Origin of the sequence: Intestinibacillus massiliensis, assembly GCF_900155735.1 — a bacterium.
GTDB lineage: Bacteria > Bacillota > Clostridia > Oscillospirales > Butyricicoccaceae > Intestinibacillus > Intestinibacillus massiliensis.
This window is the reverse complement of sequence record NZ_LT707050.1, coordinates 141,842-155,555: the sequence shown is the minus strand read 5'-3', so window position 1 is coordinate 155,555 and position 13,714 is coordinate 141,842. Positions and strand designations below refer to the sequence as shown.

The window sequence follows — 13,714 nt, the reverse complement described above, 5'->3', positions numbered from 1 at the left end:
AAAAGCAGCGCAATGGGGGCTGCCACGGCGGCGGCAATTGCGGTGACAGCCGCTACAAGCCCAGCCGAGGACAGCACTAGCGTTGCGACGCAGCGAAAAAACGGCGGGATCCCCAAAGCTTTCTCTGGGATGGCCGGGTAGCCTTAAAAGAGCGGCGCAGCCGTACCGGATGGGTTTGAGCAAAATACCGTAACATTTTTTATATCGCCTTTCTTCCATCTTTGTTATACCCCTTTCTCTGCAAAGATGGGGTAAAGGCAATTTTACGGGTATAAAAGAGCCGTAATTTTTGCTAAGGGGATGTGTATGCCGTTGGAAGCCTGCGCGCAAACCGTGCTCTGCGGGGCACGGGGCGGATTTACCGGGCATTCGATATTATGCCGGGCGATGTGATTGTACGCAGCGCCGGAAGCTTGCGTAAGGGCTTGGCAACCTTTGGCCTTTCAAACAACAAGCGCCCGCCCCCCGTATAAAAGCGGGAGCGGGCGCTTTGCCATTTAGCGCTGCTCTGTGAAAATCCCATGTAGGCACGCCGACATGCGGCGCGCGAAAACCGCGTGCCCTTCCTCGGAAAAATGGACGCCGTCGCAGGCGGTCGGGATGCCCCATGCGCCCGCGTCGGCAAAATAGATGCCCAGCCGGCGGGCCAGGCCGCAGTAAGCCGCACCGAGTGCGGCGGATTCCCGGCATATCTGCGTGCAAGTAGGGACGTCCACCACCGGCGGCGCGACCAGGAGGAGGGCAGCGTCCTTCGCAGCCGGATGTGCGCGTACCCAGTGGAGCAGGCGCTCCATCCGCGCGGCGATGGCTTGCGCGGACGGCTGTGGCATTTGGAACAGGTCGTTCGTCCCCAGCATCACGGCAAAGCAGTCCGGTCCCGGCGAGGATCGGAGGAGCGCATCCAGTTCACGGAAGGCCGCCTCCGTATGCGGGATTTCGCGGCCGTTTTCGCCGAATGGCAGGATGTCCCACGCGCCTCCGGCCTGTAAGAGGCCGGTCCACCGGCGGGTTTCCGGCATCCGGGAACCGAAATACGAGCGCGGGTCAAAGCCGTAAGTATTGGAGTCGCCATAACAGAAAATGCGTTTCGACATTCCTTTACCGCCTTTGCTTTTTCTCCATCATAGCGTATTTGCGGTATAAAATCCAGCTTTATGTAGGGGGGTCATACAAACCATTTGAAGGCGGCTATGGCCAGCAGCACAAGGCCGCTGAACATGGACGCGCTTTGGCCGGCGGCGTGCCGCAGGCGCTGCCCGAGCAGGCGTCCTGCGGTTGCGGCCGCGATCCCGCACAGGAACGAAAAGGCGAGCAGCAGCAGCGCCTTGACCGGCGACGCGCCGATCGACAGGCCGGTCAGCAGGGAGTCGAGCGAAAGCGGCAAGGCAAGCATCGCGGCTTCCGGTACGGATAGGATGCCCGAGCGGTCGCGGTCGGCGCGGGTGTTTTCCGCATAGACCTCCAGGACGAAGCACAGGTCGCGCAGATGGAAGCGCAGCGGGTTGCAGCGCGCGGCAAGCCGGTCTGACAGGCGGCGGAACGCTTCGTCAAACAGGCAGAACAGCGCGATGACGACGAGCGCGGCGCAGCCGATGGTTTTAAAAAGTTCCGGCGGCAATACGGCGGACAGCAGCCCGGACAGCAGGAAGGAAAGCGCCAGGCACAGCGTCCCAACCGCCGCGATGACGGCCTTGGAGCGGAACGGGATGTCGATCTGGCGTGCGCCGCACGCAATACACGCCGTCAGCGTGTCAAAAGACATAAAAAAGACGAGCAACAGGTCCATAGTGCGCCTCCGTAAACATTCGGTAACACAGCCTATGTCCCTGCCGCCCGTCCGGTTCCAGCAGGTTTATTCGGTTTTCCAGAAAAACGCGGAATAAGGCGGAAGCTCGCTGCCGCCGCCGAAATCGTGCGGCGCGCCGGTGATCAGGTCGACGGCGCAGCCGGCCTGCGCGTCAAAGTGCGCGGTATAGGGTTCGCTGTCCGCGTTGATCGCCACAAGCACGCGCTCCTTTTCGGTGCGGCGCTGGAAGATCACCTGTTTGTTGGTCAGCACAACCGTGCTGAAGTCACCGTTTATCAGCGCGTCGCTTTCGCGGTGCGCCTTGGCGAGCTTGGCAATCCACTTGCACAGGCCGTTCCATTCCGGCTTTTCAAAGCCCGGCCGCAGGTTATCGTCGGAACCCGGCGTTTTAAGTCCTTCCGCGCCCCATTCGCTGCCGTAATAGACGCAGGGGATGCCGGGCATGCCGAACAGCAGGGCGTAGATCAGCGGCAGGTGCGCGGGATTGGTCAGCGTGGAGGCGATGCGCGACACGTCGTGATTGTCCACAAAGCACAGCAGGTGCTTACCTTTATATAGGGTCCAGTTTTCCGGGCCGAACTGCCGCAGGAGGGAATGGGTGATCTCAAACAGGTTCATGCTGTTGAAGCTGGAGTACAGCCCCTTGTAGCATTCATAGTTCGTGCAGGAATCCAGCAGGCCGTCCCCGACGAACTGGTTGTAGTCCCCGTGCATCAGCTCGCCTACCAGGAAGAAATCCGGCTTGAGGCTGTCGCAGAAGGCGCGCAGGCGGCGGATAAAATTCTGGTCGAGCAGGTACGCGACGTCCAGGCGCAGCCCGTCGATCTCGAATTCCTCGACCCAGCCGCGGATGCAGTCGAAAATGTGCTGCACGACGGCCTCGTTCTGCAGGTTGAGCTTGACTAGCTCGTAATGCCCTTCCCAGCCCTCATACCAGAAGCCGTCGTCATAGGGCGAGTTGCCGTCAAAGGAAATATGGAACCAATCCTTATACGGGGAATCCCATTTTTTCTGGCGCACGTCCTCAAAGGCCCAAAAGCCGCGGCCGACATGGTTGAACACGCCGTCCAGCACGACGCGGATGCCGTTGCGGTGCAGACGGCGGCAGACGGCGGCAAAATCCTTGTTGCCGCCCAGGCGGCAGTCGACCTGACGGAAGTCCCGCGTGTCATAGCCGTGGCTGTCGGACTGGAAGACCGGGGAGAAATAAACGGCGTTTACCCCCAGCTTTTTCAGGTGGGGCGCCCACGCCCCCGCCTTTTTGATACGGGGTTCCGTGACGCCGTCGTTTGTTTTCGGCGCGCCGCAGAAGCCGAGCGGATAGATTTGATAAAAAACGCTTTGGTAGGCCCACATAGTCGGTTGACTCCTTTACAATGGCTTATCGTTTGTAGTATACTCTATTTTACCCGTACTGCCAACGGCAAACGGGAAAACGCCAAATAATTTGCCAAAAGACGAAGAAAATACTTGCATTGGCTGGATCCCTGTGTTACAATAAATTGCGAGTTTACGGGCATTCCTCTGCTTATCGGCAGTTGATAGGGCATGAATGTCTATGATGAAAGGAAGACAAAACATGGATTTAGTCAAGGCTCTTTCCGAGCAGCAGATCAAGTCCGACCTGCCCAACCTGCAGATCGGCGACACCGTTAAGGTTCATGCAAAGATCAAGGAAGGCAACCGCGAGAGAATTCAGGTGTTCGAAGGCACCATCATCGCGATGAAGCACAGCGGTATCAACCGGAGCGTCACCGTCCGCCGTATTTCCTACGGCGTAGGCGTGGAGAAGACCTTCCCGGTACATTCCCCGAACATTGCCAAGTTCGAGGTAGTCCGCAACGGCCGTGTACGCCGCGCGAAGCTGTACTATCTGCGTGACCGTGTCGGCAAGGCCGCCAAGGTTGCAGAGAAGATCTAAAACATTTTTTCGGCAGACGCAAAAGGGGAACCCATCCGGTTCCCCTTTTTTGTATATGCAAACAAATTGACAGCAAGAGGGGATAGGGGAATGTCTTACCGTAGAACAATCCTGGCCTGTTATACAGGGAATTTTGTCCAAGCGGTCATCTTAAATGTCACACCGATCCTGTTTGTGCCGCTGATGTCGCAATACGGCCTGACGTTTGAGCAGATGGGGCGGCTGGTGCTCATCAATTTCATCACGCAGTTCACCGTGGATATGCTGTGCGGCCGCCCGGTCGACCGCTGGGGCATCCGCCCGTTTATCGTCGGAGGGCATTTGTGCGCGGGCTTCGGCCTGTTGATGTTCGCCGCGTCGCCGTTCCTGTTCGGCAGCCACGTGTATGCCGGGCTGCTGCTCGGCACGGTGCTGTTTTCCGCGGGCGGCGGCCTACTGGAACTGCTTTTAAACCCGGTGATCAGCGGCATCCCCGGGGAGGAAAAGGCGCGCGTCCTGAGCTTTATGCATTCTTTTTATGCCTGGGGGCATATTGTCGTCGTGCTGGTCACCACGCTGCTGGTGTTCCTGCTCGGCGCGAAGCTGTGGTTCGTCATCCCAGTGGTCTGGAGTATTTTCCCGATCCTAAACGCGGTCAATTTTACCCGCGTGCCGCTCGCCCCGGCAGTGGAGGAACACCGGCGCACCCGGCTTAAAACGCTGCTGTCCCGCCGCTTTTTCCTGGTCTGCATGGCCGCGATGCTGCTGAACGGTGCGATCGAGGTCACGATGGGGCAGTGGGCTTCCAGCTTCCTCGAGACCGCCGCAGGCCTGCCCAAGGTGGTTGGCGACGTCGCGGGCGTGTGTATGTTTGCTTGCATGATGGGCGTTGGGCGCGCCATATACGGCAAGCTCGGTGCAAAGTTCAACCTCTACCGCGCGATGCTGGCGGGTTCGGTGCTGTGCGCCGCCTGTTATGCGGCGGCGGCGCTTTCGGGCAACCCGGTCGTAAGCGTGCTGGCCTGCGCACTGTGCGGCCTGGGCGTCAGCGTCATGTGGCCGGGCTGTGTGACGATCGCGGCGGAGACCTACCCGCTTGCGGGTGCGACGATGTTCGCGCTCGTTTCAGGCGCGGGGGACGCGGGCTCCTCGATCGGCCCGTGGATGGTCGGCTTTGTGGCTGACCGCGCCTCGAATGGGCTGCGCCTCGGCCTGCTGATTGCGGTGCTGTTCCCGCTCGGCATGTTCTTCTGTGTGCGGTACCTCAAGCGCCACGCGGGGGTGGAGTCGGAAATGCACGGTGCGCCCGCGGGGCAAGGGGAAGCATAAATGCAGGAAGCCAAACTACAGACAAACCTGGACACCAACTTCCTCAAGCTGATCGCCGTGATATCCATGGTTATCGACCATATCGGCGGCGCGTTTTTCCCGGATATGGCGGTTTTCCGTGTGGCCGGCCGGCTTGCGTTCCCGATATTCTGCTATTGTATGACAGTCGGGCTGCTCTATACGCGCGATATCGGCCGGTACCTGCTGCGCCTCGGCGTTTTTGCGCTGGTATCGCAGCCGTTTTACGTACTTGCCTTCCATCCGTATGGCTTTTGGGAAAATATCGGGCAGTTTAATATCTTTTTCACCCTCTTCCTCAGCCTGCTGGCGCTGTGGGGGTTCAAGGAAAAGAAATGGTGGCTGTTTGCGCTCGCGGTGTTTACGGTTTTCTGGTTTAATTTTGACTATAGCGGCAACGGCGTAATCCTGATGCTGATCTTTTACTGCTGCCGCAACCGGCCGAAGCTTGGCGCGGCGTTGTATACGCTTTTCTGGCTGCCCTGCCTTTGGCCGTCCGCGCCGGGCTGGGGGACGGTGACCCTGCTCGGCTGGACGTTTGACCGGCAGGCGTTCGCGCTGCTGGCCTTGCCCCTAATCTTCTGCCATACGCAGGTGCGCCCCAAAGTGCATAAATATTTCTTTTACGCGGTATATCCCGCCCATCTGGCGCTGATCGCGCTGGTGCGCCTGGCGTTGGGATAGGCTGCAACAAACCCATGCGGGTCCCTTCGGGGGCCCGCTTTTTTGAACGCCCCTACAAAAATACGGGGAATAGGAAACTTATTGTTGCGCTGAACCGGGACAAAAGCTATAATAAAAACTGTATGACAATCGAAAATGGAGGAAATGGCTTTGCGTGAACAAGGGAATGCGTCCGGCGCGTACGGCGCCGCCGCGCAGGGTGACCGTGCAGGCCGCTTTAAAAGTGAATTTTTCGAATGGGGCGAGGCGCTGGTCATTTCGCTGACCGTGATCGTGCTGCTGTTTACCTTTGCCGTGCGCCTGATCGGCGTGGACGGCTCGTCGATGGTGCCCACCCTGCAGGACAGGGACAAGGTGATCCTGCTCAACAACCTGCTGTACCACGACCCGCAAAAGGGCGACGTCGTGGTGCTGGCGAAGAAAAGCTTCCAGGACGGGCAGCCCATCGTCAAGCGCGTCATTGCGACCGGGGGCGACACGGTGGATATCGATTTCACAGCCGGGGAAGTGTTTGTCAACGGCGAGAAGCTTAACGAGCCGTATATTAACGAGCCCACCCATGAGCAGCTTACCATGAGCTTCCCGCAGACCGTACCGGAGGGCTGCATTTTTGTCATGGGCGACAACCGCAACAAGAGCACGGACAGCCGCGACGTGAGCATCGGCATGGTGGATACCCGCTATGTGCTCGGCCATGTGTTGGCGCGTGTGCTGCCGGTTAAAAGTATCGGCGCCGTTTCATAATAACCCTGGGCCGTATGCGCCCAGACAGGAGGCAAAACCGTTATGTATGAGGAGCAAGAGGCCGGCCAGGCGGCAGAAAAGCCGGGACGGTATAAAAGTGAGTTTTTTGAGTGGGGGGAAGCGCTGGTCATTTCGCTGACCGTGATCATCCTGCTGTTTACCTTCGTCGTGCGCCTGATCGGCGTGGACGGCTCGTCCATGTACCCCACGCTGCACGACCGCGACAAGGTGTTTATGAGCAACCTCTTCTATACGCCGGAAAAGGGCGATATCGTCGTGCTCACCAAGAGCAGTTTCATCGACGGGCCGATCGTCAAGCGCGTCATCGCCACGGCGGGCGACACGATCGACATCAATTTTTCCACCATGGAGGTTTCGGTGAACGGCGAGGTGCTCGACGAGCCTTACGTCAACCCGGAAACCACAGCGCCGCTGCTTTCGGGGGACATGATTTTCCCGCAGACCGTGCCGGAGGGCTGCGTATTCGTTATGGGCGATAACCGCAACCACAGCTCGGACAGCCGCGTCGCGTCGCTCGGCATGGTGGACGAGCGCTATATCCTGGGCCACGTGCTGGTGCGTGTCCTGCCGCTCGACCGGATCGGAGGGATTTCGTGAATATCCAATGGTACCCCGGCCATATGACCAAGACGCGCCGGCAGATGCAGGAGAACATCAAAAATATCGACCTTGTCTGTGAAATCGTGGACGCGCGCATCCCGATGGTGTCGCGCAACCCGGATATGGACGAGCTGGCGGCGGGCAAACCGCGCATGGTCATCTTAAACCGCATCGACCTGGCCGACCCGGAAACCACGCGCCGCTGGATGCAGTTTTTCCGCGCGAAGGGCTGGGCGGTGATCGAAACGGACAGCCGCTCCGGGCAGGGCACCGCGCGCTTTGCCGCGGCCGCCCGCGAGGTGCTGCACGATAAGATCGCCCAGTGGGTGGAGAAGGGGCAGACCGGCCGCGCCGTCCGCGTCATGGTGGTCGGCATCCCGAACGTCGGGAAATCGACCTTTATCAACCGTATCCTGGGGCGTAAATCCGCCAAAGCGGCGGACAAGCCGGGCGTGACGCGCGGCAGCCAGTGGTTCCGCGTGGGCGACGGCATCGACCTGCTCGACACGCCGGGCATCCTCTGGCCGAAATTTGACGACGAGCGCACCGGTATCCTGCTGGCGTGCACCGGCGCGGTCAAGGACGATATCCTGGACGTCGAGACCCTGGCCTGCAAGCTAATGGAACTGCTGTCGCAGCATGCGCCGGAGGCATTGGCGGCGCGCTATAAGGTCGACCTTACAGCGGCGGCGGAAAGCGATTTCCCTGGCTATGGACTGCTGCAGCAGGCCGGCAAAAAGCGCGGCTTCCTGATTTCGGGCGGGGAAATTGATACCGAGCGCATGGCGCGCGTGCTGCTGNTACAGCGGCGGCGGAAAGCGATTTCCCTGGCTATGGACTGCTGCAGCAGGCCGGCAAAAAGCGCGGCTTCCTGATTTCGGGCGGGGAAATTGATACCGAGCGCATGGCGCGCGTGCTGCTGGACGAGTACCGCGGCGGCGTGCTTGGCCGCATTACGCTGGAAACCCCGGAGGATTACGCATGACGGCAGGCTGGGAATACGAGGCGCGCGCCATGGCGCAGGGGTTCCGCGCGGTCTGCGGGATCGACGAAGCCGGGCGCGGGCCGCTGGCCGGGCCGGTTGTGGCAGCGGCGGTCATCCTGCCATATCATGTAGAGATCGACGGGCTTGACGACAGCAAGAAGCTGACGGAAAAAAAGCGCGAAGCGCTGTACGACGTGATCTGTGAAAAGGCCGTTGCATTCAGCGTCGCGGCGGTCGACGAGAAGGTTATTGATGAGATCAATATTTTAAACGCGACCTTTCTCGCCATGAAAAACGCGGTCGCTGGGCTGCCGCAGCCCGCGGACTTTGCGCTCGTGGACGGCAACCGCTCCAAGGGGCTGGAAATCCCGTTTACATGCGTGGTCGGGGGCGACGCCAAGGTGCCGTCCATCGCGGCCGCGTCGGTGCTCGCCAAGGTGACGAGGGACCGCTTCATGTGCGAAATGGCGGCACAATACCCGCAGTACGGCTTTGAAAAACACAAGGCCTACGGCACAAAGGCGCATTATGCCGCGCTGGACGCCTACGGCCCAAGCCCGATCCACCGCATGAGCTTTTTGAAAAAATACTTTGCGTCCCGCGGGGAAACCCCTTGAGGGCGCGCGGGGAGACCGGGCAGCGCGGCGAGGAAGCCGCCGCGGCTTACCTCGGGCGGCGGGGCTATACCGTGCTGGCGCGCAATTTCCGTGTGCGCGAGGGGGAGATCGACCTGGTCGCGCAGCGGGACGGCGTCCTGGCCTTTGTTGAGGTCAAGACCCGCGCGGACAGCCGCTTTGCCGAGGCGCGGGAGTTTGTTACGCCGCAGAAGCAGCGCAGGCTGCTGCTTGCGGCAACGCAGTATCTGGCGGCGCACCCGTGCGCGCTCCAGCCCCGGTTTGACGTCGCGGAGGTCTACTGGCCGGCAGGGGCTGCCGAGCCGTCGGAAATCCGCTATTGGGAAAATGCGTTTGAAGCATGAGGGGGCGACCTTTTTGAAGCTGTTTGACATGCATTGCGACACCCTGTATGAGTGCTATGAAACCGGGAAGCACCTGCGGGAAAACGGCCTCGCCATCGACAAGGCGAAGGCGGCGGGCTATACGCATTACGCGCAGGTGTTCGCGCTTTTTTGCGGCGCGCGGGAGCCGGGCTACCCGGCGGTCACGCCCGGGCGGCGCTGCCTGCTGGATGTACCGCCGGAAAAACGCCTGGACACGATGCTGCGTACCGCGCGCGAGGAATTCGCGGCGAACGCGGACTGGCTGACGCCCTGCTGTTCCGCGGCCGGGTTTGACGCTGCGGTGGCGCAGGGCAAGGCGGCGGCCTTCCTCGGCATCGAGGGGGCGGATCTGCTGTGCTATGAGGGCGCCGTGGAAAAGGCCCGTGACGCGGGCGTGCGCATTGTCACGATCACATGGAACTATGAAAACGATTACGGCACGCCGGCCAAGCTCGACCAGCGGCGCGGCCTGAAACCGGCCGGCAAGGCGCTTATCCGGCAGCTCAATGCCTATGGCATGCTCCCGGACGTGTCGCATCTGTCGGAAGCGGGCTTCTGGGATGTGGCGGAAACCAGCACCAAGCCGTTTGTTGCAAGCCATTCCAACAGCCGCGCGGTGTGCGGCCATTTCCGCAACCTGACCGACGCGCAGTTCGACGCGCTTGTGCAGGCGGGCGGCATGGCCGGCATCAATATATATGGCGATTTCGTCAAGGAGGGCGGCGCATGCACCCCGGACGACGTGGTGCGCCACATCGAACACTTCTGCGCGCGCGGCGGCGAAGCGCACCTGGCGCTGGGCGCGGACCTGGACGGCTGCGACGTACTGCCGCAGGGCATTGATACCGTCGCGGACCTGCCACTAATCGCGGAGGCGCTTTTGCGGCGCAATTACAAGGAATCTACTGTAAACGGCATCTTTTATGAAAATATGGCCGCTTTTTTGCATAGAAATTTATAGACCTGGAGGATAGAAATGGAGTACGTAAGCACACGAGACAGAAGCCTGCGCGTCAGCGCAGCCAAGGCGATCGCCACGGGCATTGCGCCGGATGGCGGCCTGTTCTGCCCGACCGAGTTCCCGCGGCTCAGCAGCGGGGAGTGGCAGGCGCTTACCGGCATGGACTACAAGGCGCGCGCCGCCTTTGTCCTGGGCAAGTACCTGACCGATTTCACCGCGGAAGAGCTGAAGGGCTTCGCGGACAAAGCCTATGCCGATGAAAAGTTCGGCGGGGCGGACACCGCGCCGGTCGTAAAGCTGGCGGACGGCAAATACATGCTGGAGCTGTGGCACGGGCCGACCTGTGCGTTCAAGGATATGGCGCTGCAGATGCTGCCCCACCTGCTGACGGCGTCGCTGCGCAAGACCGGCGAGACCCGCACGGCCTGCATCCTGGTCGCGACCTCGGGCGACACCGGCAAGGCCGCGCTCGACGGCTTCGCGGACGTGCCGGGCACCAAGATCATGGTCTACTACCCGGTCGACGGCGTCAGCACGATCCAGAAGCTGCAAATGGTCACGCAGGAGGGCGCGAACGTCGCCGTCTGTGCAATCCGCGGGAATTTTGACGACGCGCAGAGCGCGGTCAAGCGTATCTTTACCGACAAGGGCACCCTGGACAAGCTGGACCGAGAGGGGCTGACGCTCTCGTCCGCGAACTCGATCAACTGGGGGCGCCTTGCGCCGCAGATCGCCTACTATATTTCCGCGTATTGCGACCTGGTAAACCGCGGCGAAGTCAAGATGGGCGATCCGATCAACGTCTGTGTGCCGACCGGCAATTTCGGAAACATCCTGGCGGCGTACTTTGCCAAGCAGATGGGACTGCCGGTCAATAAGTTTATCTGCGCGTCCAACCAGAACAATGTGCTGACGGACTTCTTCAAAAAGGGCGGCACCTACGACCGCAACCGCGATTTCTATACGACCGCGTCGCCGTCCATGGACATCCTGATTTCTTCCAATTTGGAACGTTTACTGTTCTATGTTTCCGGGCAGAATGACAAGGCGGTTGCCGAAATGATGGCGTCCCTGTCCTCGTCCGGCAAGTATACGCTGGCGCGCGAGCTGTTCGCCCGCGTGGAGGCGGAATTCGACGCGGGCTGTGCGGATGACGCCGCGACCGCCGAAACCATCCGCCGCCTGTTCCAGCAGGAGCATTACCTGTGCGATACGCATACCGCCGTCGCCGTCAAAGTGTACGAGGATTACCGCGCCCGCACGGGCGACTGCACGCCGGCCGTCATCGCGTCGACCGCGTCGCCGTTTAAGTTCTGCCAGAGCGTCATCGAGGCGCTGGGCGGCACGGTGGACACCGACGGCGTAGGCCTGCTCGGCCAGCTTTCGGGGATGACCGGCGTACCGGCGCCCGCGCCGCTGGCTGCGCTTGCAGGCAAGGAGCCGCGCTTCGACATGGTGGTGGATAAGGATGATATCCTGTCTACGACCGGCCTGCTGCGCGACCTGTAAGGCGGCGGGGGATGGCGCTCTATACCATAGCGGACCTGCACCTGTCGCACGGCGTCGAGAAGCCGATGGATATTTTCGGCGGGCGCTGGCAGGGCTACATGGACAAAATTGAAAAAAACTGGCTGGCCGTCGTGCAGCCGGGGGATACGGTCGTCATCGGCGGGGATATTTCCTGGGGCATCGACTTTGCCGAGGCGCGGGAGGATTTCCTGTTCCTGGGCGGCCTGCCGGGGCGGAAGATCATCCTCAAGGGCAACCACGACCTGTGGTGGAACACCGTGCGCAAAATGAACGCATTCCTTGCGGAAAACGGCATTGAAAACGTGGAGTTCCTGTTCAATAACTGCTTCTTTTATGGGGATACCGCGCTGTGCGGCACACGCGGGTGGTTCTTTGAAGAGGATTTCAAGGAGAGCCATGACGAGAAGATCTTCCGGCGCGAGCTGCTCCGCCTGGAAACCTCGCTCAAGGCCGCGCAGCAGCAAAACCCGGCGGAAACCATCTGTTTCCTGCATTACCCGCCGATTTACGCAAATTTCCGCTGCGATGAGATCATCGGCTTGATGCAGGGATACGGCGTGTCCCGCTGCGTTTACGGGCACCTGCATTCCGACAGCCTGCGTTACGCGGTCGAAGGCCGCCATTGCGGCATTGAATTTACGCTGGTTTCGGGCGATCACGTGGATTTTGCCCCGGTTTTGCTGAAAAAGTAGAAAAAACCTATAGCATTTTTATGGATCATCTGATAGAATAGATTGGATATAATTTTAGGAGGAAAAAATTATAATGGAACTGAAAAACGTTGAAAAGCAGGAAAAGAGCATTGTCGAGCTGACGATCGCGGTTTCCGCGGATGAACTCGAGGCCGGCAAGCAGGCTGCATTTAAAAAGAACCGCAACAAGATCACCGTTCCGGGCTTCCGAAAGGGCAAGGCGCCCCGTCACCTCATCGAGAAGCTGTACGGCGAAGGCGTGTTCTTTGAGGACGCGGTGAACGCCTGCTATCCCGACGCATATGATAAGGCGGTTGCAGAGGCTGGCATCAAGCCGGTCGGCATGGGCGATATTGAAATGAAGGAAATCCCCGAAGAGGGCGGTTTCGTTTTCGTTGCCAAGGTACCGGTCGAGCCGGAAGTCACCCTGGGCGAGTACAAGGGCCTGACGGCGGAGAAGGACGAGGTAAAGGTCCTGGTTGCGGACGTCAAGGCGGAGCTGGAGCGTATGGCGCAGCGCGTCGCACGCACCGAGACCGTTGAGCGCGCGGCTAAGGACGGCGACACGGTCGTCATCGACTTCGAGGGCTTTGTCGACGGCGCGGCGTTCGAGGGCGGCAAGGGCGAGAACTACAGCCTGACCCTGGGCTCCGGCTCCTTTATCCCGGGCTTCGAGGATCAGCTTGTCGGCGCTAAGGCGGGCGACGAGCTTGACGTAAACGTCAGCTTCCCGGAGGAATACCATGCGGAAGAACTGAAGGGCAAGCCGGCGGTATTCAAGTGCAAGGTGCATACGGTGCAGGAAACCGTCATGCCGAAGATCGACGATGAGTTCGCCAAGGACGTATCCGAGAGCTGCGAGACGCTGGACGACCTGAAGAAGGAACTGAAGGACAAGCTGACCGAGACGCGCCAGCAGGAAGTCGACCATAACTTTGAGGAGCAGCTCCTCGACGCGCTGGTCGGCGGCATGCAGGCGGATATCCCGGAGGCGATGTTTGAGGCGCAGACCGACAATATCGTACAGGATTTCGCTTACCGCATGCAGATGCAGGGCATGGGCATCGAGCAGTATGTCCAGATGAACGGCATGGACATGGCGTCCTTCCGTAAGCTGTTCCGCGACCAGGCGGAGCGCCAGGTCAAGGTACGCCTTGCGCTGCAGAAGATCGCCGAGCAGGAGCATATCGAGATCGACGATGCGACGCTGGAAGAAGAGTACGGCAAGATGGCTGAAAATTACGGCCTCGAGGTCGAGAAGGTCAAGAAGGCGGTTGCCGCGGACGCGCTCCGCAGCGACCTGCGCCTGACCAAGGCGCTCGACCTGGTCAAGGAGACCGCAAAGGCAAAGAAGAAGGCGAAGAAGAAGGCCGACGCGGAAGGGTCTGAAGAGCAGGCGTAATCCGCGGGGCATAAAAAGGGAAGATACCGATACATATCTTC

At 60.3% G+C, this 13,714-nt stretch carries 15 protein-coding genes and 1 pseudogene; 13 read left to right on the top strand and 3 right to left on the bottom strand.

The annotated features are described in order from the left end of the window. Positions 1-497: 497 nt before the first annotated feature. The 3 genes from CZ203_RS02995 to CZ203_RS02985 all read right to left on the bottom strand — a co-directional run bounded on the left by CZ203_RS02995 (position 498) and on the right by CZ203_RS02985 (position 3,163). Complete coding sequence (locus CZ203_RS02995; RefSeq protein ID WP_087064705.1) at positions 498-1,094, bottom strand: GDSL-type esterase/lipase family protein; 597 nt, start codon at positions 1,092-1,094, stop codon at positions 498-500. 71 nt (positions 1,095-1,165) lie between these two features. Then, positions 1,166-1,786, bottom strand: a complete 621-nt coding sequence (locus CZ203_RS02990) for a manganese efflux pump (RefSeq protein ID WP_087064704.1) — start codon at positions 1,784-1,786, stop codon at positions 1,166-1,168. Between the two features lie 66 nt (positions 1,787-1,852). Further along, positions 1,853-3,163: an alpha-amylase family glycosyl hydrolase gene (locus CZ203_RS02985; RefSeq protein ID WP_087064703.1), complete on the bottom strand. Its 1,311-nt coding sequence runs from the start codon at positions 3,161-3,163 to the stop codon at positions 1,853-1,855. A gap of 223 nt (positions 3,164-3,386) precedes the next feature. On the opposite strand from CZ203_RS02985, the gene rplS reads away from it, so the two are divergent. The 13 genes and pseudogenes from rplS to tig all read left to right on the top strand — a co-directional run bounded on the left by rplS (position 3,387) and on the right by tig (position 13,673). Beyond that, positions 3,387-3,728, top strand: coding sequence for a 50S ribosomal protein L19 (gene rplS / locus CZ203_RS02980; protein ID WP_087064702.1), 342 nt, complete (start codon positions 3,387-3,389; stop codon positions 3,726-3,728). 90 nt (positions 3,729-3,818) lie between these two features. Next, positions 3,819-5,036 (top strand): MFS transporter, encoded by a 1,218-nt coding sequence (locus tag CZ203_RS02975; protein WP_087064701.1) that lies wholly within the window; start codon positions 3,819-3,821, stop codon positions 5,034-5,036. Next, the gene (locus CZ203_RS02970; protein ID WP_087064700.1) at positions 5,037-5,738 is read left to right on the top strand and encodes a TraX family protein; all 702 of its coding nucleotides are present in this window, start codon (positions 5,037-5,039) and stop codon (positions 5,736-5,738) included. A gap of 150 nt (positions 5,739-5,888) precedes the next feature. Continuing rightward, positions 5,889-6,482, top strand: a complete 594-nt coding sequence (gene lepB, locus CZ203_RS02965) for a signal peptidase I (RefSeq protein ID WP_235847448.1) — start codon at positions 5,889-5,891, stop codon at positions 6,480-6,482. A gap of 42 nt (positions 6,483-6,524) precedes the next feature. Continuing rightward, on the top strand, positions 6,525-7,100 hold the full coding sequence (lepB, locus tag CZ203_RS02960; RefSeq protein ID WP_087064698.1) for a signal peptidase I: 576 nt from the start codon (positions 6,525-6,527) through the stop codon (positions 7,098-7,100). Between the two features lie 23 nt (positions 7,101-7,123). Then, positions 7,124-7,978 carry a ribosome biogenesis GTPase YlqF gene (ylqF, locus tag CZ203_RS02955; protein WP_456236179.1) on the top strand — a complete coding sequence of 285 codons (855 nt, stop codon included), beginning with the start codon at positions 7,124-7,126 and terminating at the stop codon, positions 7,976-7,978. Continuing rightward, positions 7,924-8,088 (top strand): annotated as a pseudogene (locus CZ203_RS15065) (ribosome biogenesis GTPase YlqF); the annotation flags it as partial. The gene ylqF and the pseudogene CZ203_RS15065, both read left to right, overlap by 55 nt. Beyond that, positions 8,085-8,705 carry a ribonuclease HII gene (locus CZ203_RS02950; protein WP_087064696.1) on the top strand — a complete coding sequence of 207 codons (621 nt, stop codon included), beginning with the start codon at positions 8,085-8,087 and terminating at the stop codon, positions 8,703-8,705. The pseudogene CZ203_RS15065 and the gene CZ203_RS02950, both read left to right, overlap by 4 nt. Continuing rightward, the gene (locus tag CZ203_RS02945; protein ID WP_087064695.1) at positions 8,702-9,067 is read left to right on the top strand and encodes a YraN family protein; all 366 of its coding nucleotides are present in this window, start codon (positions 8,702-8,704) and stop codon (positions 9,065-9,067) included. The genes CZ203_RS02950 and CZ203_RS02945 overlap by 4 nt, the downstream gene beginning before the upstream one ends. A 13-nt stretch (positions 9,068-9,080) precedes the next feature. After that, a complete protein-coding gene (locus CZ203_RS02940) occupies positions 9,081-10,049 on the top strand; it encodes a dipeptidase (protein WP_159456332.1) in 969 nt (322 codons plus the stop codon). Between the two features lie 15 nt (positions 10,050-10,064). After that, positions 10,065-11,558, top strand: coding sequence for a threonine synthase (gene thrC / locus CZ203_RS02935; protein ID WP_087064693.1), 1,494 nt, complete (start codon positions 10,065-10,067; stop codon positions 11,556-11,558). An 11-nt stretch (positions 11,559-11,569) separates the two neighbouring features. After that, complete coding sequence (locus CZ203_RS02930; RefSeq protein ID WP_087064692.1) at positions 11,570-12,271, top strand: metallophosphoesterase; 702 nt, start codon at positions 11,570-11,572, stop codon at positions 12,269-12,271. A gap of 73 nt (positions 12,272-12,344) precedes the next feature. Continuing rightward, a complete protein-coding gene (gene tig / locus CZ203_RS02925; protein ID WP_087064691.1) occupies positions 12,345-13,673 on the top strand; it encodes a trigger factor in 1,329 nt (442 codons plus the stop codon). Positions 13,674-13,714: the final 41 nt, after the last annotated feature.